This is a genomic window from Litoribacterium kuwaitense, from assembly GCF_011058155.1.
In the GTDB taxonomy this organism is placed as follows: Bacteria; Bacillota; Bacilli; order Bacillales; family DSM-28697; genus Litoribacterium; species Litoribacterium kuwaitense.
Genome location: NZ_JAALFC010000040.1, coordinates 1 through 22,111 on the forward strand (window position 1 = coordinate 1; position 22,111 = coordinate 22,111).

The 22,111-nt window shown below is 40.4% G+C and carries 23 protein-coding genes and 1 pseudogene; 4 read left to right on the top strand and 20 right to left on the bottom strand.

Annotated elements, in window-relative coordinates; genetic code table 11:
- Nucleotides 1-81: 81 nt before the first annotated feature.
- Both G4V62_RS15735 and G4V62_RS15740 read right to left on the bottom strand, forming a co-directional pair.
- Complete coding sequence (locus G4V62_RS15735; protein WP_312855514.1) at nucleotides 82-1,107, bottom strand: MFS transporter; 1,026 nt, start codon at nucleotides 1,105-1,107, stop codon at nucleotides 82-84.
- A gap of 241 nt (nucleotides 1,108-1,348) precedes the next feature.
- A complete protein-coding gene (locus G4V62_RS15740) occupies nucleotides 1,349-2,281 on the bottom strand; it encodes a helix-turn-helix transcriptional regulator (RefSeq protein WP_165203858.1) in 933 nt (310 codons plus the stop codon).
- A 79-nt stretch (nucleotides 2,282-2,360) separates the two neighbouring features.
- Here G4V62_RS15740 and G4V62_RS15745 point away from each other — a divergent pair, with 79 nt between their 5' ends.
- A complete protein-coding gene (locus G4V62_RS15745; RefSeq protein ID WP_165203861.1) occupies nucleotides 2,361-3,008 on the top strand; it encodes an FMN-dependent NADH-azoreductase in 648 nt (215 codons plus the stop codon).
- A 64-nt stretch (nucleotides 3,009-3,072) separates the two neighbouring features.
- Here the strand turns inward: G4V62_RS15745 and sufB are convergent, their stop codons facing one another.
- From sufB to sigI, 13 genes are all read right to left on the bottom strand, one after another.
- The gene (gene sufB / locus G4V62_RS15750; protein WP_165203864.1) at nucleotides 3,073-4,470 is read right to left on the bottom strand and encodes a Fe-S cluster assembly protein SufB; all 1,398 of its coding nucleotides are present in this window, start codon (nucleotides 4,468-4,470) and stop codon (nucleotides 3,073-3,075) included.
- A 170-nt stretch (nucleotides 4,471-4,640) separates the two neighbouring features.
- Nucleotides 4,641-5,090 (bottom strand): Fe-S cluster assembly sulfur transfer protein SufU, encoded by a 450-nt coding sequence (sufU, locus tag G4V62_RS15755; protein WP_165203867.1) that lies wholly within the window; start codon nucleotides 5,088-5,090, stop codon nucleotides 4,641-4,643.
- A complete protein-coding gene (locus tag G4V62_RS15760) occupies nucleotides 5,077-6,303 on the bottom strand; it encodes a cysteine desulfurase (RefSeq protein WP_165203869.1) in 1,227 nt (408 codons plus the stop codon). Before G4V62_RS15760 ends, sufU begins: the two co-directional genes overlap by 14 nt.
- Nucleotides 6,303-7,604, bottom strand: coding sequence for a Fe-S cluster assembly protein SufD (sufD, locus tag G4V62_RS15765; RefSeq protein WP_165203872.1), 1,302 nt, complete (start codon nucleotides 7,602-7,604; stop codon nucleotides 6,303-6,305). Before sufD ends, G4V62_RS15760 begins: the two co-directional genes overlap by 1 nt.
- A gap of 17 nt (nucleotides 7,605-7,621) precedes the next feature.
- Nucleotides 7,622-8,404, bottom strand: coding sequence for a Fe-S cluster assembly ATPase SufC (gene sufC, locus G4V62_RS15770; protein WP_165203875.1), 783 nt, complete (start codon nucleotides 8,402-8,404; stop codon nucleotides 7,622-7,624).
- 377 nt (nucleotides 8,405-8,781) lie between these two features.
- On the bottom strand, nucleotides 8,782-9,096 hold the full coding sequence (locus G4V62_RS21115; RefSeq protein ID WP_512698561.1) for a YuzK family famiily protein: 315 nt from the start codon (nucleotides 9,094-9,096) through the stop codon (nucleotides 8,782-8,784).
- Nucleotides 9,097-9,137: 41 nt separating this feature from the next.
- The gene (locus tag G4V62_RS15775; RefSeq protein WP_246218478.1) at nucleotides 9,138-9,473 is read right to left on the bottom strand and encodes a carboxymuconolactone decarboxylase family protein; all 336 of its coding nucleotides are present in this window, start codon (nucleotides 9,471-9,473) and stop codon (nucleotides 9,138-9,140) included.
- 162 nt (nucleotides 9,474-9,635) lie between these two features.
- A complete protein-coding gene (locus tag G4V62_RS15780; RefSeq protein ID WP_165203880.1) occupies nucleotides 9,636-10,520 on the bottom strand; it encodes a MetQ/NlpA family ABC transporter substrate-binding protein in 885 nt (294 codons plus the stop codon).
- A 22-nt stretch (nucleotides 10,521-10,542) separates the two neighbouring features.
- Nucleotides 10,543-11,211: a methionine ABC transporter permease gene (locus tag G4V62_RS15785; RefSeq protein WP_165203883.1), complete on the bottom strand. Its 669-nt coding sequence runs from the start codon at nucleotides 11,209-11,211 to the stop codon at nucleotides 10,543-10,545.
- Nucleotides 11,208-12,236, bottom strand: coding sequence for a methionine ABC transporter ATP-binding protein (locus G4V62_RS15790; RefSeq protein WP_165203886.1), 1,029 nt, complete (start codon nucleotides 12,234-12,236; stop codon nucleotides 11,208-11,210). Before G4V62_RS15790 ends, G4V62_RS15785 begins: the two co-directional genes overlap by 4 nt.
- Nucleotides 12,237-12,511: 275 nt before the next feature.
- Nucleotides 12,512-13,810, bottom strand: a complete 1,299-nt coding sequence (locus tag G4V62_RS15795; RefSeq protein WP_165203889.1) for an O-acetylhomoserine aminocarboxypropyltransferase/cysteine synthase family protein — start codon at nucleotides 13,808-13,810, stop codon at nucleotides 12,512-12,514.
- Between the two features lie 126 nt (nucleotides 13,811-13,936).
- On the bottom strand, nucleotides 13,937-14,779 hold the full coding sequence (locus tag G4V62_RS15800) for an anti-sigma factor domain-containing protein (protein ID WP_165203892.1): 843 nt from the start codon (nucleotides 14,777-14,779) through the stop codon (nucleotides 13,937-13,939).
- A 26-nt stretch (nucleotides 14,780-14,805) separates the two neighbouring features.
- Nucleotides 14,806-15,552 carry an RNA polymerase sigma-I factor gene (gene sigI, locus G4V62_RS15805; RefSeq protein WP_165203895.1) on the bottom strand — a complete coding sequence of 249 codons (747 nt, stop codon included), beginning with the start codon at nucleotides 15,550-15,552 and terminating at the stop codon, nucleotides 14,806-14,808.
- A gap of 396 nt (nucleotides 15,553-15,948) precedes the next feature.
- On the opposite strand from sigI, the pseudogene yppF reads away from it, so the two are divergent.
- Nucleotides 15,949-16,163 (top strand): annotated as a pseudogene (yppF, locus tag G4V62_RS15810) (YppF family protein).
- Between the two features lie 82 nt (nucleotides 16,164-16,245).
- Here the strand turns inward: yppF and G4V62_RS15815 are convergent.
- From G4V62_RS15815 to G4V62_RS15835, 5 genes are all read right to left on the bottom strand, one after another.
- Nucleotides 16,246-16,545, bottom strand: a complete 300-nt coding sequence (locus G4V62_RS15815) for a thioredoxin family protein (protein ID WP_165203897.1) — start codon at nucleotides 16,543-16,545, stop codon at nucleotides 16,246-16,248.
- 43 nt (nucleotides 16,546-16,588) lie between these two features.
- Nucleotides 16,589-16,930: a toprim domain-containing protein gene (locus G4V62_RS15820; RefSeq protein WP_165203947.1), complete on the bottom strand. Its 342-nt coding sequence runs from the start codon at nucleotides 16,928-16,930 to the stop codon at nucleotides 16,589-16,591.
- Nucleotides 16,931-17,232: 302 nt separating this feature from the next.
- Entirely contained in the window at nucleotides 17,233-17,484 is a 252-nt protein-coding gene (locus G4V62_RS15825) for a DUF2553 family protein (protein ID WP_165203900.1), read from the bottom strand.
- A gap of 105 nt (nucleotides 17,485-17,589) precedes the next feature.
- Nucleotides 17,590-17,973, bottom strand: coding sequence for a glycine cleavage system protein GcvH (gene gcvH / locus G4V62_RS15830; protein ID WP_165203903.1), 384 nt, complete (start codon nucleotides 17,971-17,973; stop codon nucleotides 17,590-17,592).
- 314 nt (nucleotides 17,974-18,287) lie between these two features.
- Nucleotides 18,288-19,493, bottom strand: a complete 1,206-nt coding sequence (locus tag G4V62_RS15835) for a DUF418 domain-containing protein (protein ID WP_312855515.1) — start codon at nucleotides 19,491-19,493, stop codon at nucleotides 18,288-18,290.
- Between the two features lie 195 nt (nucleotides 19,494-19,688).
- On the opposite strand from G4V62_RS15835, the gene G4V62_RS15840 reads away from it, so the two are divergent.
- On the top strand, nucleotides 19,689-20,375 hold the full coding sequence (locus tag G4V62_RS15840) for a response regulator transcription factor (RefSeq protein ID WP_165203906.1): 687 nt from the start codon (nucleotides 19,689-19,691) through the stop codon (nucleotides 20,373-20,375).
- A 4-nt stretch (nucleotides 20,376-20,379) separates the two neighbouring features.
- The gene (locus G4V62_RS15845) at nucleotides 20,380-22,080 is read left to right on the top strand and encodes a sensor histidine kinase (RefSeq protein ID WP_165203909.1); all 1,701 of its coding nucleotides are present in this window, start codon (nucleotides 20,380-20,382) and stop codon (nucleotides 22,078-22,080) included.
- Nucleotides 22,081-22,111: the final 31 nt, after the last annotated feature.

A 22,111-nucleotide genomic window follows, 5' to 3' on the forward strand; every position in this document is an offset into this window, starting at 1 on the left:
TTCCAACACTTCCAATCTATCTCTGTCGAGTTAGATTATCAGTGAAAACTGGGGAATTTTAAACCGTTATTATTGAGGATTTTAACACCGATATTCACATATTCCAGAAACAAAGAATAATAAGCAGAACATATAGAGATTGTTCATGTTAAAACTCATAAGTATATTGAATACTGCCATGCCACTTACAAAAATAAAAGCGATGTAAAGTAGTTTATTTCCCCATTTAATCTTCCGTGATACTATTGCACCAATAATAATACCTAAAGGTGATGAGGCAAAAACTATTCCATACCAAATTTGAGAGGTGTCACTTAAAACTAAATATGTTTGTATTGCCAATACCATGCTAGCTCCCAAAATATTAATGACTGCAGCTATAAGTATAAATATAAATATTGTTGATGATTTCACTACTAAATTTATACCTTCAATTAATTCTGCTAGAATATTAGTTTTATTGGTTTTGTTAGTTTTGTTAGTTTTGTTAGTCTTAGAACAAGAGACTTCTACTTTTTTAATAAATACCAAAGCAAGAATAAGTAATAAAGATTCTATTAAAAATGTATAATGATAACCAAGTATTATAATGAATAAGCCACCTATTAATGGTGATAAAGTTTGTGATAGTTGAGAAACTATTTGATTAATTGGAACTGCTTTTGTTAAGTTATCTTTACCGACAATATCTAACAGAATGGAATGATTAACAGGACTGTTAATAGAAATTCCTAACATTCTAATACATACAAGTACAAGTACTATTGAATATACAAATGCAATATTACTTAATAAGTAAATAGATAAGGTCGAGAAAATAACAACTAATGTACCTATAACAATAATATTTACTTTAGAATACCGATCAGCCATAGCACCTCCTAAGGGAGATGCTATAGAACTTATTACTATAGCCATAGAACTAACTATAGAAACAAGGAATGGTGATTTGGTTTCGTTTAATATCCAAATTGGAATTATAAATATAACAGTTGCATTAATTATTGAAGTTAAGAAGAGATATAAGATGTAATTCTTATGATTATGGTTGATAAACAAAACTATTACCTCTCTTCTATCTATTATTTCAAGTATATTCCAAAGCACGCATTTCGGATCTAAGGTGCTAGTATCTCGTTTTTAATACGAACTTTCTTAATCTTTTTTTCATTGATCTGTGTAAAGTATAGATAATCACTATAAATAATGTTGGGTTAACACGCGACCACATTTAATGTAAAAGGAAATTCTCATAGGCTTTGAGAGAATATCAAGCCTGCTCTTAGCGGTAAAAACAAGGGATTTAGAACCGTAAAGAGAGAATTTCGAAACGTTGTTGACAAAAACCTCAATACTGTCTAATGATTTCTTGTAATTGCTTCATATAACTCTTTTTTAATGCTGGCGGATATTCAATTTTCACATGTTTTCCAAAGGAAACTAAGTAATGTGTCATGTATGAAAGTTCTTCAATGTTGTAACCTCCTACAATATACGGTACATCATTAATGATCTCTAATGCCATATTTGGATAGTTTTTCTTTAAAAACAGCTCTTTCCCAAACTCTGTCAAACGACATTTGAAAGGAATATTATGATAGGCTGCTTCATACTCAACATGCATTTCTTTTAATTGTTCCCTAGTAAATGTGTTTAGATTTTCTTCCTCAATTGCAACTTCCGACATATAGTCGCATCTGTACGTTCCCCATTTTTCTCTATTGAGATCATAAGCAGTAACAAACCAAATGCCACTTCTATAAAACAGCTCAAGTAATTGAAGTTGGATTGAAACATTTTCATATTGAGTATAGGTCATTGTCAATTTTTTTTCTTCTAAAATACTCTGAAAAATCAGTTCGAGATTATCCAGTTCATTGACCGGTGCTACATTATAATAATGAATAATATCTAATGTATTAGAGATATTTTCTTTTCTCTCATCTGACATTGTAGCAAATAGTTTTTGACGAATTTGTGGATACGACTTTTTAAACGGCGTTGCTGACAACACATCTAATGCTTTTAAAGCAAAGAAAATAGCTTGTACTTCATCTTTATTAAAATAAATTGGCACTAATGGTGATTGATCAATTAGACGATAACCTCCATGTCTTCCACTCTCCACATAAAAAGCCAATCCCATTGATTCTAACTCTTCAATATCTCTAAGAGCTGTGCGTTTCGAAATGGAGAATTCATTTTCTAAATCTTGTAACTGAAAGAAATGTTTATCTCTTAAAAAGATAAGCTCTTGGTTTAAACGCTCTGATTTTTTCATGATTACTCCTGTAAAAGGTGACTTATTTTGTCACCTTTTTATTTTATATTTAGTGTATCAAAGGAAAAGGAGTATGTATATGCAAACCTTATTGATCAACGCACACCCAGGGTTTTCAAATCCAGAAGGTTATTCAGCAAAAATGCAAAGGATGTTTTTAGATCTTTTTAAAGAACAATTCAAAAATAAGCAACCAACCATTTTAAACCTCTACGACACTCACATTCCTCGGATTGAAAATGGCCAATTACTGACTGTTTGGGAAAAGCAACAAGCCGGTATGACTTTAACTGATGACGAAAAAACGATTGCTGCAACATCAGAGGCATTATTAAAACAATTTAAAGCCCATCATCGCATTGTTATTGTTTCGCCCCTGCATAACTTCAATATTACGTCTCGTATGAAAGATTATATGGATAATATCCTAATCGCTAGAGAAACGTTTAAATACACTGAAGATGGTTCTATAGGTCTTATGACAGACGATTATCATGTTCTTTTACTACAAGCAAGTGGATCCGTTTACACGAATGATGACAGATATACCCCACTTGAATTTTCACATTATTATTTAAAAGAAATGTTTCAAGAAATCATGGGTTTCAATAAATTTTACATTGTTCGCGCTCAAGGAACTGATATTTTACAACGTGATGATATTCTGGTCACTGCACACAAGGAAATGACAAAAGTATTTGATCTGTTTTATTCATTAAATGGCTAACTACATTTCTGCCCAAAAAAAAGACAGAAACGTTCATTTCATAACGTTTCTGTCTTTTTTTATATTACCCAATACTACCTTCCATCTCGAACTTGATCAAGCGGTTCATTTCAACGGCGTATTCCATTGGGAGTTCGCGCGTGAATGGCTCGATGAAGCCCATGACGATCATTTCGGTTGCTTCTTGCTCGGAAATGCCGCGGCTCATCAAGTAGAACAATTGCTCCTCGGAAACTTTAGAGACTTTCGCTTCGTGCTCAAGTGAGATGTTTTCGTTCATGATTTCGTTGTACGGAATCGTGTCGGATGTGGACTCATTATCCATGATGAGTGTATCACATTCGATGTTTGAACGTGCGCCTTCGGCTTTGCGTCCGAAATGGACGATACCGCGGTACGTTACTTTTCCGCCGTGTTTAGAAATCGATTTTGATACGATTGTGGATGATGTGTTTGGTGCGATGTGCGTCATCTTTGCACCGGCATCCTGGTGCTGCCCTTTTCCTGCAATGGCGATGGAAAGTGTTAATCCACGTGCGCCTTCGCCTCTGAGGATACAGGCTGGATATTTCATCGTAAGCTTAGAGCCGATGTTGCCGTCAATCCATTCCATCGTGCCGTTTTCATCAACTACGGTACGTTTCGTTACGAGGTTGTAGACGTTGTTCGCCCAGTTTTGAATGGTTGTGTAACGGCAGTAGGCATTTTTCTTAACGATAATCTCAACGACAGCTGAGTGCAGCGAGTTCGTCGTATACACTGGTGCGGTACAGCCTTCGACGTAATGAACGGAGGAATCTTCATCAGCAATGATGAGTGTGCGCTCAAACTGTCCCATATTTTCCGAGTTAATGCGGAAATAGGCTTGCAGTGGTGTATCACATTTAACGCCTTTTGGTACGTAGATAAAGGAGCCACCTGACCAAACTGCTGAGTTTAAGGCTGAGAATTTGTTATCAGAAGGAGGAATGACTGTACCGAAATATTCGCGGAACAACTCCTCGTTTTCCTTTAATGCCGAATCGGTATCTTTAAAGATGATTCCCATATCTTCAAGATCCTCTTGCATGTTATGATAAACAACTTCTGATTCGTATTGGGCAGAAACACCGGCTAGATATTTTTGCTCTGCTTCAGGAATTCCAAGTTTATCAAACGTACGTTTGATTTCTTCAGGTACCTCATCCCATGAACGTTCTGACCGCTCAGACGGTTTAACGTAATAGGTAATTTCGTCAAAGTTTAATTCATTTAAGTCGCCGCCCCATTGTGGCATTGGCTTTTTATAAAATTGCTCAAGAGACTTCAGGCGAAAGTCGAGCATCCACTGCGGCTCTTCTTTCATCTTGGAAATTTCTTCGACAATCTCTTTCGTTAACCCGCGCTCTGAACGGAAAATGGAAACGTCTTTATCGTGAAACCCATATTTGTAATCGCCAATTTCTGGCATCTTTTTTGCCATGCGTTTTCCCTCCTTGGTCTACTAGACGCAGACATCGTCTAAACGGCATGCAGTTCGTATCCTCTTCACTTCACTGCTGTTTTAGAAGAGAGACACACTTTGTTTGCCTCAATAACAGCTTCTCTTAAGTGTAACAAACACGACAGGACTTGAAAACCTTCCAGCCCTGGTCAGTCTTTTTGGCTATCATCTTTTTCATGAATACCTTTTTCTAAAGCTTTCCAAGCCAAGGTAGCACACTTAATGCGAGCTGGAAATTTTGAAACCCCTTGTAATGCTTCGATATCCCCAAGCTCCAGGTCTGATTCGTAGTTGTTCCCTTTAACCATTTCAGAAAAGGTTTCGGACATTTTTAAAGCTTCCTCTACCGGCTTTCCTTTGACAGCTTGGGTCATCATGGATGCGGAAGACAGTGAGATCGAGCAACCTTCACCATCGAACTTCGCTTCTGCAACCTTGCCGTCTTCAATGGACATTTGTAGCTGAATGCGATCGCCACAAGTCGGGTTGTTCATATGAATCGTTACTGTACCATCTTCAAGCGTGCCTTTATTCCTTGGATTTTTGTAATGGTCCATAATGACTTGGCGATACAAAGAATCTAAGTTAGGAAAGGACATCGCTAAAATACTCCTTCGCTTGACGCAAGCCGTCAATAAGACGATCGACGTCATTAGTAGTGTTGTATAAATAAAAGCTTGCCCGTGCTGTTGACGAGACATTCAGCCATTTCATAAGTGGCTGTGCACAATGATGTCCGGCACGCACTGCGATTCCTTGCATATCAAGGATCGTCGCAACATCATGCGGATGGACGCCGTCAATGTTAAACGTCACCACGCCGGCACGATCTTTCTTGGGACCGTAAACTGTTAAGCCTTCGAACGCTTGCATTTTTTCCATTGCATATGTCGCGAGCTCATGCTCATGAGCAAGAATGTTCTCCATGCCAATCTCTTCTAAATAACTAATTGCGGCGCCTAGCCCGACAGCACCAGCAATGATCGGTGTACCACCCTCAAATTTCCAAGGCAGCTCTTTCCATGTAGATTCATACAAATCAACAAAGTCAATCATTTCGCCACCGAACTCTACAGGCTCCATTGTCTCGAGCAACGACTTCTTTCCGTAAAGGGCACCAATCCCTGTAGGGGCGCACATTTTATGCCCCGAAAAGGCAAAGAAGTCACAATCAAGCTCTTGGACGTCAACAGACATGTGTGGTGTGCTTTGCGCACCGTCGACGACCATGACCGCGCCGTTGCGGTGGGCGATGGCAGCAATCTCTTTCACAGGATTGATCGTGCCAAGAACATTTGACACATGGACAACAGAAACGATTTTCGTACGCTCACTGACTGTATTTTCTACATCTTGCACATCAATCGTTCCATCGGGTTGGAGCGGAATATATTTTAGAACAGCGCCCGTCTTTTTAGCCACCTGCTGCCAAGGAATCAAGTTACTATGGTGTTCCATAGGGGTTAAGACAATTTCATCTCCAGTGGAGAGATTAGCCCCCCCATAGCTAGCAGCGACAATATTTAAGGCTGTTGTCGTTCCTCGAGTAAAAATGATTTCTTCAGTCGATGAAGCTCCGATGAAGTTTCTCACTTTTTCGCGCGCACCTTCATACGCATCAGTCGCATACGTACCAAGTGTGTGAACACCACGGTGAACGTTAGAGTTCACCGTTTGATAGTAGTTATCGATCGCCTCAATCACTTGCTTCGGCTTCTGTGACGTTGCGGCGCTGTCTAAATAAACGAGCGGCTGACCATTCACTTCCTGATCGAGGATTGGGAATTGCTTCTTTATCGTTTCAACGTTCATTACGAAAGCTTCCTCTCGATAACCTCAGCAAGCTGCTCCTTCACAGTTTCAATCGGCAAAACTGACAATACAGGGGCTAAGAAGCCACGAATGATCAGGCGCTCAGCTTCTGCTTTTGAGATTCCTCGGCTCATGAGATAAAACAGTTGAATTGGATCAACGCGCCCAACGGAAGCTGCGTGACCAGCAGTTACGTCATCCTCATCAATGAGGAGAATCGGGTTTGCGTCTCCACGCGCACGTTCGTTTAGCATAAGAACGCGTGACGTTTGCTCGGCATTTGATTTAGACGCACCGTGCTCAATCTTGCCAATACCGTTGAAGATCGAACTAGCACTATCCTTCATCACCCCATGCTGAAGAATATACCCTTCAGAATGCTTACCGAAATGAGTGATGTTCGTCGAGAAGTTTTGAATTTGTTCCCCTTTGCCGACAGAAACAGACTTCGTATCAGCGTAAGAAGAATCGCCCATTAAAAGCGTTAAGTTTTCAGATACGGTATTCCCTTCGTTCATCTGACCAAGCGCCCACTGGATTTTCGCATCCCGGTGAGCAACACCTCTTCGGTTCACATATGAGGTCATGCTGTTTGCAAGCTGATCAACCGCACCGAAAGTTATTTGGCTGTTTTGCTTCGCAATGACTTCAGTCACAATATTAGCGACTGACGGCTTTTCGCCAGAAGACATATTGCTTTCAATATACGTGACAGAAGCATTCTCTTCGGCAACGATTAATACGTGATTCATTAAAGCTGCGCCTTCTTGCTCATTGTAAAACACAGCTTGCAACGGTTCTTCAATGACGACATTCTTAGGGACATATAGAAAGGCTCCACCATTGACAAAAGCTGTATGCATCGCGGTAAGACGATGTTCATCCGCCTTCACGGCTTCAGTCATATAATGAGGCTTTACAAGTTCTCCATGTTCTTTTAACGCCGTTTGCAGGTCAGTAAAGATAACGCCCTTGTCCTTCAATTCAGGCGAAAGGCTTGCATGTACCTGTTGCTGATCCTTTAACACCAATACATTTTTGCCTGAAGTTTTTGACTCAACAAGGCTCTTGAGCTCCTCTGGAAGCTCTGCAGAAGATGCCTCATTGTGTAAGTCAAAATTGAAATCAGTAAAATTCCACCGTGTCAGGCTTGTTTTATCTGGTTTCGGCATCGGAAGCACATTTAGATTTGCTAAGGCTTCTAAACGAAGCTCTTGAAACCATGCTGGCTCTCCGCGTTGTTCAGAAAAGGTCCGTACCGCTTTTTCATTATACGAAATCATATTTGTTTCTACTGCCAAAGCAATTCCCTCCTTTCTTATGCTTCTTTTCCTACCGTTACATCTTCAATACCTAGCTCTTCCTTAATCCAATCATATCCGCTCTCTTCAAGCTGATGAGCAAGCTCTTTACCACCGGATTTCACAATGCGGCCTTGCATCATAATATGAACAAAATCAGGCTCAATGTAATTCAATAGACGCTGATAGTGAGTAATGATTAAACAACCGAAATCTTCACCGCGCATTTTGTTGATCCCGTTGGAAACAACCTTTAATGCATCAATGTCCAAACCAGAATCAATTTCGTCCAAAAGGGCAATTCCAGGCTTCAACATCATGAGCTGAAGAATTTCATTTCGTTTTTTCTCCCCGCCTGAAAAGCCTTCATTCAAGTAACGTTGAGCCATGTTTTTATCAATTTCTAAAAAATCCAGTGTTTCATCCATTTGTTTAATAAATGGCATTAACTGAATTTCATTACCTTCTCCTCTGTGCGCGTTGATGCTTGTGCGCAAGAAGTCCGACGTAGTTACACCGCTAATTTCACTTGGATATTGCATCGCTAAAAATAAGCCGGCCTTCGCTCTTTCATCGACTTCCATTTCCAGCACGTCTTCACCATTAAGCGTAATGCTGCCTTTTGTTACTTCATATTTTGGATGACCCATCACGGCAGAAGCGAGTGTTGATTTTCCTGTTCCGTTCGGTCCCATAATTGCATGAATTTCTCCTGATTTTATTTCAAGATCGACCCCTTTAAGGATCTCTTTACCTTCAATCTCTACATGAAGATCTTTCATTTTTAATTCAAAAGACATTTCCATATCCCTCCAAAATATGATTGAACTGCCAAAGAAGGTCAGTTATTCTCAATTTATTCTCATTCTAATTTTAAAACATTTTAAATGTAGTTTCAACCGTTGGGATTGCTAATGAGATGTTACCGTGAAAAAAGCAATGCTAAAATGTATGTAAATCAACATTCACGCGGCCTCTCTTACACATTTCTCAGCAGCATCCAAAAATTTGCACATTCTCATTATAGTGGAGTCTATTGAAAGTGAAAAGGGGGTACCGAAAACCTGCCAACAATCTATACAAATAAAAGAGCCTGACGGTTTACCCAGCCTGGCTCTTTTAAGTATCAAAATATACACTGTCGTACTGACAAGGAAACTGTTGGCTTACATCACTGTCAGGATTTTAACGCGTTTAATCGGTCGCATTGAGCGGTTAAACGTTGGCTCGCCTGATAGTTTTTCTCCCTTCTCTTCTCGACCTCGAGCATGTTATCCAAGCTACGTTCGTACTCTGCGAAGCAGAGGCCATGGGAATTCATAAGCCCTTTTTCCATTTCATTCGTATACGTCAGTTGTAAATGTGTAATCGTCTTGTCATCCTTTCTGTGCTTTGTGCACAATTTAACTTTAGCACAACAGGATCGACTGTAACAAAGAAGCTCAGTATGATTGTAGGGGCTTCTGAAAGTCTCACCTTCCAATGAAACCATATGGGTAACGCACAGATATATATGCTCTCATTTCTTCAAATTTACTGCGTTATGTTAGGCTTTGACAAATCAGTCAAGCATTCTTGTACGAGTGTTACTCCCTGACTCATGGCGGCTGCCCCAGCAAAAGCGGCCGATACGCCAACAGCTTCTAAAATTTCCTGCTCTGAAGCATCGTGGTCAAGACAGCCTTTTGTGTGATAAATAATACAATATTCATCTTGAGTTGCTAACGCAATGCTAAGTGCCATTAACTGTTTCTCTTTTTGACTTAACTCTCCTTCGCGAAAGCATTCCTCAGTAAAAGCATTGTACTGCTTCGCAAGCTGAGGGTGCTGTTGACTCATCCAGCCAATGCCCGTTTTATAATCTTGCAGCGCTGCTCTGTATAGGTGATGGAAGTATGCTGTTCATCTTTCATGACCGTGCCTCCTCATAATGATTGTGATGCTCTTACGTTGTGCAGTCTTAACAATTTTTATACAAGTTCTAACAGTTACTAAAAAAACGGTGGACATCACTTGTCCACCGCGTAAAGGTTACTCGCTTACAGGTACGAGCGCCCCTTCATACTCTTCATTAATATACGTTTGCATTTCTTCAGAGCGAAGAGCTTCAACGAGCTTTTGAATGTTTTCATTGCCTTCGTCTTCACTACGCACAGCAATAATGTTTACGTAAGGAGACTCTGAACCTTCGATTGTAATTGCGTCATTTTGTGGATTTAGACCTGCGTCAATAGCGAAGTTTGTGTTAATAAGAAACGCATCTGCTTCATCATTTTCGTAAGCCTTTGGTACAAGCTCTGGGTTGATATCTGTTTCAAATGTAAAGTTTTTCGGATTGTCCGCAATATCATCAAGTGTTGCTGCTGACTTTTCAACACCTTCAGCTAAAGTGATCAGACCTTCACTTTCTAGAAGAGTAAGCATGCGTCCATGGTCACTGACACTGTTACTCATAATGATGACGCCGCCTTCAGGAATATCCTCAAGTGATTCATGGCGCTGAGAATAGATACCGATCGGTTCAATATGAATGCCGCCTGCATTCACAAAATCGTATTCAAACTCTTTCATTTGGTTTTCTAAATATGGAATATGCTGAAAGTAGTTCGCGTCCAATTCACCCATATCTAGGCTCTGATTTGGTAATACATAATCCGTGAATGTTTCAATTTCAAGTGTGATCCCTTGCTCTTCAAGCAATGGTTTAGCTTCTTCTAAAATTTCTGCATGAGGGGTAACGGAAGCGCCCACTTTAAGAGTGACGTTCTCTTCGGATGAAGCCTCTTCATTACTCGTATTCGTCTTTTCGTCGCTTTCGTTATTTGAGCTTGAGCCTGCCCCACCGTTTGCTCCTCCACAAGCAGCCATTAACAGTAAAAGAAAACTTACCAATAGTAGTCCAAAACCCTTTTTCATAACATCATCTCCATGTCTTTTACTATCGTTTATCAATTCTCTTTGTAAGTAAATCACCAATACCTTGAATAATAAAGACAATCACAAGAATTGTAACTGTCGCGACCATCGTTACGTCGTTGTCACCACGTTGATATCCATACATATACGCTAAGCTACCAAGTCCTCCGGCACCAATCGCACCAGCCATTGCAATATAGCCTATTAACGCGATCGCTGTCACAGTAATGCCGGAAATTAAGGCCGGCATCGCCTCAGGAAAATAAACTCGGAATACGATGCGCCAAGGTCCGGCTCCCATCGATTGCGCTGCCTCTACAACTCCGCGGTTCACTTCGCGAAAAGCAATTTCGACGAGACGGGCATAAAACGGTGCCGCTCCAATAACGAGTGCGGGCAAAGCAGCATCTTTACCTAACATCGTTCCTAAGATAAAGACTGTAAAAGGAATAAGTAATATAATTAAAATAATAAAAGGAATTGATCTAAAAATATTAACAAATGCACTAATAAACGTATTGACAACTTTATTTTCCCACATTTGATTTTTTGAGGAGAGGAATAATAGCAAGCCAAGCAACAGACCGAAAATAAACGTTAACGTAATACCGATAACGAGCATATAAACTGTTTCATACGTTGCTTCCAGCCACTTATCCCAATCCATGTTCGGAAACCATTGATTGATCAAGCTTCGATCACCTCAGCTGTGACGTCTTGGTCTTTTAGGAATTGCATTATGTCGTCTATCACTTGTGAGTCCGTTTCCTCAACATGGATGAGCAAATATCCGTAGGCGCCTTCTTCAGATTGAGCAAGATTTCCTTGCAACAAGCTGATCTCTTGTGAAGGAAAAGTACGGCTTAAGCGATTTAACACATATTTTTCATTGTTTTTACCGACGAAATCGATTTGCATAACAGTGCCATCGGAGTATGATTGCAAAAGCTCTTCCGCCGTAGCTCGAGCACTTCCACTGTCCATGACTTGCTTCACGAAATGTTTAGTTATTTCTTCTTTCGGTTGCTGAAATACATTGACAACACTACCTTGCTCTACGACTCGTCCATCTTCCATGACCGCCACTTCATCACAAATTTTATGAATGACATGCATTTCATGTGTAATGAGGACAATGGTTAATCCCAGCTGTCGATTAATGTCGGTTAATAAATCTAAAATGGCGTCCGTCGTTCGCGGGTCGAGCGCTGAGGTTGCCTCGTCACATAACAGCACCTTCGGACGGTTAGCGAGCGCACGCGCAATACCCACACGCTGCTTTTGTCCTCCACTCAACTGCGATGGATATGCATCTTCACGCCCTTCAAGCCCTACGAGTTGTATGAGCTCTTGAACCCTCCGCTCTTTTTCACTTTTTTCTACTTTAGCCACTTCTAAAGGAAATAAAATATTTTCACGAACAGTTCGAGACCAGAGAAGGTTAAAATGCTGAAAAACCATACTGATTTCTTGTCTGGCTTTTCGCAGCTCACTGGCATTTAATTTTCTCATATTTCTTCCTGCAATATGGATGTCACCAGAGGATGGCTGCTCCAATCCGTTTAAAAGACGAATCAAGGTACTTTTTCCTGCTCCACTGTACCCAATAATGCCAAAGATTTTCCCTGGGTCAATCGTTAAGTTGACACCATCGACCGCTTTTAAAGGCCCTTGCGATGTTTTAAATACTTTTTTCAGCTTTTCAATCTGAATCAACTCATCCCACCTGCTTTCTGCTCGTGTTCCAATGTAAAGAAGAAAAAGAGCGATATATGCCTCCGCCCTTTTCCCCTGTATTGCGTTAAAATCAAATGTTAGACGTAGCAATGCGCACGTTTTTTCTCTCATTACTAAGATACCGTGTGCGCTATATAAGCTCAAAAGATTTTCGCATGTGGGATGAAAATTGTCAATAACAAAAGCCTTTTTTAACAGAAGTGTCAGAAGCTCCCGCCTGTTCGTAAAAACCGTGTTAGACGAGTGACAACGATTTATTTGTTCGTTGTTTTTGCAGCCTCTTGAAGTGCTTGATCCAAATCGGCAATGAGATCGTCTATGTGCTCAATTCCAACTGACAAACGAATGAGATCCTCAGAAGCACCTGACTTTTGCAAATCTTCGTCTGACAGCTGTTGATGCGTCGTGCTCGCTGGATGAATAATTAAGCTTTTTGCATCGCCAACGTTTGCAAGATGTGACCAGAGCTGCACGGAATTAATGCATGCTGCACCTGCGTCGCGCCCACCTTTGATTCCGAAAACGATCACAGAGCCTGCACCATTAGGCATGTACTTCTCAGCTAAGGTCCGGTCAGGATGCTCCTCATGTTCAGGATATCGAATCCAGGTCACAAGCGGATGATTTTCTAAGAACCGAACCATCTTTCTCGTATTTGCAACATGTTCTTTCATTCGGACAGTAAGTGTCTCTAACCCAAGAGCCAATTGAAAAGCATTAAACGGACTAATGGCTTGCCCCATATCTCTCAAAAGCTGCACTCTTGCTTTCATGACAAAAGCCAGTGGCCCTAAATCTTTAGCGTAGACGAGACCGTTATAACTTTCATCAGGCTCAATGAAACCAGGGAACTTGTCCGAATTCCAATCGAAAGTCCCACCATCAACGAGGACGCCACCTAGATTTGTACCATTTCCACCGATCCATTTTGTTGCTGAGTGGACGACGATGTCAGCCCCATGCTCAATCGGACGGTGTAAATACGGGGTAGGAAATGTGTTGTCAACAATCAGTGGGAGACCATGTTTATGAGCAACGTTTGATACTTTTTCGGTATCTAAAATGACGAGGCTAGGGTTTCCAATGGATTCGGCAAACACAGCCTTTGTATTTTCATTAATGGCCGCTTCCAATTCTTCTGTATTATTCACATCAATAAACTTGGTTTTAATTCCGTAACGTGGGAGGGTAACCGCAAATAAATTATACGTACCGCCATACAATGCTGTGGAGGCAATAATTTCATCACCACTGCCAGCCAAGTTTAAGATTGCTGTTGTAATCGCAGCCATCCCACTTGATAAAGCGAGTGCGCCAACGCCTTTTTCCAGAGCAGCCATGCGCTCTTCAAAAGCAGTGACTGTTGGATTATGTATGCGAGTATAAATATACCCTTCTTCCTTCAGTCCAAATAAACCAGCAGCGTTATCTGTATCTTTAAATTGATAAGCGTTCGACAAATAAATTGGTAATGCTCGAGCCCCTGTAGCAGGATCTGCTTGCAAGCCAGCGTGAACACTCAGTGTCTCAAAACGATATGAATTTTTTGTCATTTTTTGTGTTCCTCCTTGAAAGAAATAGAATAAGCGCGATAAAAACGATAATTCAGAGGGAATTTATCGAATTTTATCACGCTTTTATGGAGAGGTCAATGTTCCCCTCTATTTCCCAGGCAATGATTATTGCATATTTTGGAGTTCTACAGCTTCGTTATCTGAGGATAAATTATCTTTTTCCTGCGGTAGTAACTTCGCATCTTTTGGAAAACTCGCCACCGATTCAGGCCATTTTACTGTTGGACTGGCAGCAATCTGCTCTTTAATTTGCTTAAATGAAGAAGCCCGGACATCATCAAGCGTCATTTGATTTTCCAGACTTTCATACAATACATACTTCCCAGGAGAAACACTTTGTTGCAACGCTTTTTCTCGATGCGCTAAATTCGTCTGCAGTGCCGTCACTGACCATTCATTGTTGTCAGCAGATGCAAGCAGTCTTATTTCTTCATGAATTTCCTGCCGTAATTGTTTTGTTTGTTCTGGGAGTATTCCATCTGCGACTGTTAAAGAAACGAGCATGTCCGATCGAGGATTGACTTGCCCCGTTTTCTTAGAAGCAGACAAAAAGTTTTTGACAAACAAAGAAAACGGAATGAATGGCTCAAACTGAAGGTTCTGTATAAAAGAATCCTCTATAGTGGAGATCGGCGACCAAGAAATGACCTCCATCGATTCATTTAATGAAGCCTCCAAACTCCAGTTCATATCAAAACTAACATAGGCAGCGATGGAATCATCGTACATCGTATGGGTAATAGGAATACGCACAATCCATAAGCTGGCCATAATGAGAAATACGATAGATGCGAAAGGAAGCCAAGGAGACCATTTGTGCCTGTTTGGCACGTCAATTTCGTCACCTAGATGGAAATTTCCTTTAACGATCACACGGCGAAAGGCTCCGTCACGAGTGAGGATAATGGTTTTCTTCCCTTTCTTATCGACCACAATCCCTTTCGTCAACGCTCCCCCTCCTTTCCTAAGACGAATTACGAATCAATATAGGACTGGAGCGCGTGATATTTCTTCAAGTAAATCAACGCAACAGCTATTATATATTTTCGGTTCCTTTCAATAGTTTTTCGACTACATGAGACTAATTCCTCTAAATTTCTCATAGGAAGTCGTTTTTTTTGTAACAAATATGCTGATAGCTGTTCGTTAGAAGCAAGAAGCCGAGCAATTTCTATTGCATTCTCTCTCGCATCAATATGTTTTGGACATTGTTTGCTTAAAACACTAAAAGTAATTCCAAATTCACTTAGCGTCGCTTGATAATCTTCAATCTCTTCGACGCGTTTTTCTCGTTGTAGTTCAAGCTCATAATGTGCAATTGATGCCTGCTGCTCTGCATAATTTTCTTCTTGAGCAAATTCATCATCTTCTTCATATGGCAAAACGATATTCTGGTTTTGTCGTTGTTCACGGCGAATGTGGTCAATGACTCTGCGACGAATAACCATGTTAGCAAATGTTAAAAATTTGCTTCCTTGGTTGGTTTGAAACTGATCAATCGCTTCGTTAAACGCTAATAAACCGATACTGTATTCATCCATGGATTCATTAATATATCGTCGACATACTTTCGAAATCACTTTTTTAACAAAAGGCTGATATCCAGAAATCAGTTCATGGCGCAGCTGCTCATCCCCTTTTTGAGCAAGAAGAATTTTATCTTCCATAACAAATGTTTGTCCATTGTCACTTGCAGTCCATTGTAAGCTAAGAGAAACCATGAGCGCCTTCACCTCTTTTTATTTAATGTAAAATGTATAAAAATATTGTCGAATGTTACATTACTTTATCGAATTGAATATGAGTGCAGTCCATCAATTTATAACACAAGAAGTACTTTAGAAAGAACCGTTATCAAGTAAATGTATTGAAACCGTAAAAATTCTCTAGGAATTTTCACACTCCTGTAATGTAGTTCTTGAAATGACCACATTTATAAGACGATGACAGCAGGAAAAAGTTACATACTTATGCGTTTTTTTACTTCATTTACGAATCCTGTCGTTCGTAAAAACTTAAAAAAACTGTCGAAAGTTAAAAAATTCTAAAAAAGGTTTTTCTAAACTTTATGTGATACAATCTTTGTTGTAAGCGCTAACAAAAAGGAGGCACCTATTATGTTGGAAACGTTCATTGACCGTTTTATTCTTGTGAAAAAGCATAAGCCTGCGAATGTAAATGAGTTGTTGGATTTTGCCGCGGCTGCTACCTTAAGGGAGATGTCTCTTGTACAGATTATCGCTCACTTTTAAAGACATTGAATGAGCGGGGAGCGATCAAGCCTGAATATTTTCCAAGTGCCCCTTGCGCACCAGTGCATATGTTATCCTGACATTGATGCAATTGGTACCAAAACAAAGCCCCTTTTTATGAGAGCCGACATCATAAAAAAGGGCTTTTTTTTATTTAGGTGATTACGACGTTGGCTTTGAAGGATACGTCATAAAATCCAATATATGAGGAACGGACTGAAAAGCGTACATTCGTTTTTCAACTCGTTGATTTTTTATGTGCAACAGACAGGGGACGCTTTCGATCTCCCATGCTTGTGCAATATCTGGATGATAATTCATATTTAATTTTCCGATCAATGTCTCTGGTCGAGCTTCCGCAATCACTGTCAGCATTTTTTCGGCCAACTGACACGTCCCGCACATCGGTGTGGATGCAAAAATGAATACATCTTCATGATGCATGAGTTTGTCATTAACCATTTCTTTCGTCCATAATTCGATGGGATCTCCTCTCCCTTTTTCTTTAGTTTAGCCGTATCGCTATATTTGCTTGCGCCATCAGTGCCGCAAGCGAATCTAAAGGCATGGCCGCTACTTCTCTATAGACCCGGTCCACAAATAAATGTTGTGCAAGCGGCAGCTCGCGCTTGAGCTGTTTTCTCAGCTTTTCTCCCGCCTTGTCTGCATCAACAAGGACGTACACTTCTCTTGCGTCGAGTTGATGCTGTTCAATCATATCATCGAGTTGCTCTACACCAATTGTGCCATAAGTACAAAGGATTTCTACAGGTTCATTGATGACTTTTTGGATCGCTTCTTTGTCTGTTTTTCCTTCGACAATCAATACCTTTAATTCATCGATCATCATCTGCATACACCTTCTCTTAAGTCAGCTGTATCTATTGTAGCACGAAGTCATGATGACTTCATTTTACAAATCAAACGAGGAGGCAATCGCCTCGCTTCAGCGTGTAAACAAAGTCAATTTCAACGCTTTCACTGTTTTTGAGCCTGACTTAAAAACGATGATTAGCCTAAGGCACGAAGGCGAACGTGGACTCAAATAGAACTTCAGGACTTCATAAGAGAAGAAGCGAGACACCACGATGGATGAACCATTTATCAACATGTTTAAAGCGAGGAGTAGGTCTCCTCGCTTTGTTTGCTTTACCTGCACCAGCCCAGATCACAATCTTCCGTATCCTGTTTCTCAATTCCCGGTGCTGACTGGACGGAGTGATAAATCTGCTTATTGTCATTACTCAATGTGTATCCCGGTTTTAACTGGTACGCCAGCAAAGAGGAAGACGCTTGAATAGAGCCAATTTGATCTTCACCGTGATAGAGCACTAAGCTTCCTTCGCCGAGCTTGGCATAGACGTCAGATGTTACGTTGATCAAACGTTGACTCGAATCCATCCCACACACATCCTTTATGGCATGATAAAGAACGATGCTTTAAACAGCATCGTTCGTAGTATGTGGATTTCATTGCTTATTTAAGTCTTCCAATAAGTTCTTAATTTAGTCTTCTTCTACCATTTCTTGATACTCTTCGGCAGACATTAACTCTTCTTTATCCGCTTCATTTGAAGGTTCTACGACAATCATCCAAGCGCCTTCATATGGTTCTTCGTTGACAAGCTCAGGGCTGTCTTCAAGGTTTTCATTCACTTCAACAACTTTTCCGCTGAGAGGTGCATACAGCTCTGAAACGGTTTTAACTGACTCGACGCTGCCAAAAGGCTCGTCTTTCTCAATTGTATCGCCTGCTTCAGGGAGCTCCACAAACACGATGTCACCTAATTCAGACTGGGCAAAATCCGTAATCCCAATCCGGACGTTTCCTCCTTCTTCCTTCACCCATTCATGCTCTTCTGAGTAACGCAATTCCTTTGGTAAATTCATAGTATGACCCTCCAGTAGTATTATGATTGCCACGAACATCAGACTGAAAAGATTACATCCATTGTTCCACGACTTCTGTACCAATTCAAGTCAAAAATAGCAAACGTTTGTGTCATTTTAATCATAAAGTACATTTTTAAAAAAAAGACACGATCTTACTTGTACCCTTGATGAGTACGCCCTACAACTGGAATTTTACTTAAAAAACATTGATTAAGCAAGCTTTCCGCCTGCATCGTAAATACGTCTGTATCACTTGAAGAAAACACTCATAATATACCTTTATTTTTCTAAAAATCGTTCCTTTTATAGGCTTAAACTGGCGTAGTTTCTTCGTGCGATCCTTCTCTTTTGGACTTGCTACGACCTTTCCAAGATAGGTACGTCCACACACGAAGAATAAATTCCAACGGACCGTGGCGAAACACAGTTAAATAAAAATGGCTGACAACACTTTGGACGATAAAAATGCCTACGCCAAGAAGGATGCCATTAAACACACCTAGCTGCCCAAATACGCCGAGGCCGTATCCATAAAAAATAGTCGTACAGATGACTGTTTGCATAATGTAGTTTGTCAATGAGAGCTTCCCGACATTTTCAAGCATTCCCATTACGAATGATTTATTAATGAGTGTATAGAGAAGACTAAAGGCACAAATATAGCCTATTGCAGTTAAAGGTGCACCAATGCCGACAAGTGTGTCGGTCCATACGTTATAAGGCATGAGATACGCGGAACCCTTCATTCCTAAGCCGACTGGCAATAGAAGCGCCCCGATGACATACCCTTTACGTTCCTTCATCGGCTGAGCAAAACGGTTCGTTCGGGCGGCATACATACCGAATAAAAACAATGGAGACATCATGATCGGTGCTAAAAGCAGCATCGCAAGGATCATTTCTTCCGACATGCCTTCCATCGGATCAGCGTTGTTTCGGTGATCCATAATTTCACCATACGTTCCTGTACTGTAAACCTCTTGTGTTTTCTCAATATACTCGTCTGATGCTAAAAATCCACTGTTTGCTTGAAGTGTTTCTGGATCACTAACGACAGTACCTAAAAGTAACAAGCCGTTCGTCAAGATAAACAGTGTCATTCCCCAAATCAGAATCGTCTTTGTCTTCCTTTTAACAAAAAAGAGAAGCAAAAACCCAATTGCACCATAAAATAATAAAATGTCCCCTTCCCAAAGCCATATGCTATGTGCAAGTCCGAACGCGAACAGCAAGAGCGATCTCCTGGCAAAATAGCGTTTCACTGGTAAATTTTTTCTCTTTAAGCTCTCTGCCATTTTAATCATTGAGTAACCAAAAAGAAACGTGAAAATCGGTAAAAAGCTGCCTTCAATAAAAATTTTCGTGAAATAATACGCCCCCTGATCTAGCGCAGATAAATCAGCGAGCTGGTCCTTCCCCCATATACCGTACTGAAAGATCAGCATGTTTGCCAATAAGATGCCGAGCAAACTCAATCCTCTCATCCCATCAATTAATGTTACTCGTTGGTTTTTCACTCTTAACTCTCCTTGTTTCTTAAAGTTTATTTGACGAATGGTTTACACTAGCGATTTCATGACGAGCATTTTTCTATGCTACACTGATAAAAGGCTGTAAAAGCAATCATCCATTCTATATTGAAGTATGCTTTATTTAGTTGAACAAACAATAAAAGTAACCTTAACGTAGTCTTAAGTTTGGAGGAAACTATATTGAATCGAGCAAAAATATTGATCGTTGATGATGAAAAAGCCATTGGAGAAATGGTTGAAATTATTTTACAGAAAGAAGGCTTTCAATCAGACTTGTGCTTTTCTTATCAAGATGCTCAACCACTTATAAAAAACAATCATTATGACCTACATATTTTAGATATTATGCTTCCCGATGGTACAGGCCTGGAGCTCGCAAAAAATATTCGCAGCCGCTCGGATGCACCGATCTTTTTTTTAACCGCAAAAGCTTCTGATGCTGATGTGCTTCGAGGGTTTATGCACGGTGCTGATGACTATATAACGAAACCTTTTAATCCACTTGAACTTGCTGCTAGGGTCAAAGTACAAACAGAACGATATTTATCTTCGGCAACAACAACAAGGAAAAAATATGATTACGGCGCTTTTCAGCTCGATGTTGAGGCCGCCACCCTTTTCGTTAACGGCAAACCGGTCAGTCTCACACAAAAGCAATTAAAGCTGCTTGAGTTGTTTTGCATTCATCCAAACCAGGTTTTATCTAAGGAACAACTGTACGAACAGATTTGGGGACTGGAAGGTGACGTGGATGACAATACGATTATGGTTCACATAAGGAAACTGCGCGAAAAACTTGAGGCCGACCCAAGCCACCCGGTATTTTTAGTGACGGTACGCGGTATTGGGTATAAGCTACAGGTGTAAATCGATGAATATAAAATTATCTGCAAAAATGACGAAGCGTTTTATTTTCTTCTTCTTAACGTTTTACGGCATTTTATTTATTGGCACGAGCATCTTTCTCACGATCATGATTTACAAGATAGCCACAGGATTTTACTACCATGACATCCGCGTCTTAGAAAACATGGAGATGGAGTGGGCAATTACTGAAGATGACAATACTTATACAATGTCCGATCATTTAATTGATATTGCTCATCGAAGCGGCGGGGTGCTGCAACTTTTAAATCATGATGGTGAAGTGATTCTTTCGTCTAAGGAAAATGATCTTCCTACGCAGTATTCCATTCAAAACCTCACGTCGCTTGTTGCACAAGAAAATGTGTATTCTTGGACGTTAGAGAACGGGCTGCATGTCTTATTTACGAATTATACGGAAGCTGATCAGCTTTTAGACAGGATTTATACAACTGAACATTTCCCAGAAATCACGAAGCTTCAAGAGGAAACACTGAAAGAAAAAGATGCTGTGTTTGAGCTATTTGATGAACATGGACAGCTCATCATGTCATCCTCTCCATCCGAAAGCGAAACACTTCGTTTAGGAGATGTTCTCTCTGTTCACTCATCACTCAATGCCCAAAAAGAGTTAATCGCCTATAAGACACTTGCAAATGGGGACATCGCTGTTGTACGAATGGACAATCCACTTTATCAGGCGCTTGATTCGATCGATATGGCTCTATTCTCTGAGTTTGCCAAATGGTTTGGCATTTTCCATGTGATTTTGTTACTTTTCACTCTTAGCTTTTCACTTTGGATCGGGCAGCGTTTTGGAAAACCTGTGTTCTTTTTCTTAAAGTGGATTGAGCAGTTATCGCAGAAGAATTATGAACGAATCGAAAGCCCTTCTATTCGGAGAAAAAAAGATGGGCGGTTGAAGAGGAAATATCGCATATATGAAGACGTCGACCTTTCCTTAGAAAAGCTCACGACAAATTTAAAAAATAATGAGCTGACCATTCAAAAAACAGATCAACTTAGGGAGGATTGGATTTCAGGATTATCTCATGATCTAAAAACACCTCTCAGCTCAATTTATGGTTACGCAACGTTTTTAGCTTCAAAGGATCATGACTGGTCACCGAATGAAGTCCGATCATTTGCGAAAACGATGATGGATAAAGCCACCTACATGGATGCTTTAATTAACGATTTAACGTATACGTACCAGCTAAAAAATGACGCTGTCGCTTTAGAGAAAAAGTCGCTTTCCTTTTTCGAATACGTTGAGAGTTATCTTAAACGCAGTGATTGGCAGGCGGACATTCATTTTGACGGAGACAAGCAAGGTAAGGTTTTAATTGATCCGGGTCGATTTGACCGTGTGCTTGACAACCTTGTCGGGAACGCGCTTAAACATAATCCACCGAATACACCTATTCACCTTTTCGTGCAACCGGCAAAAGATGTCGTGACACTCGTTGTGCGCGATGAAGGACAAGGCATACCAGAGGATGTCATAGTCAATTTATTTAACCGCTACTACCGTGGAACAAATACGACGACCGATGCGTCAGGAACAGGACTTGGCTTAACGATCGCGAAACAACTCGTCGAATTGCATGGTGGTGAAGTTGAAGCAAGCTCCTCTAATGAAGGAACGTCCATTTTGATCCACCTGCCACGTGTTGATGGGACTAACATGAATGAAAACGATAGGTGATGCAACGGAACTAAAAAGCGGTAACTTCCCC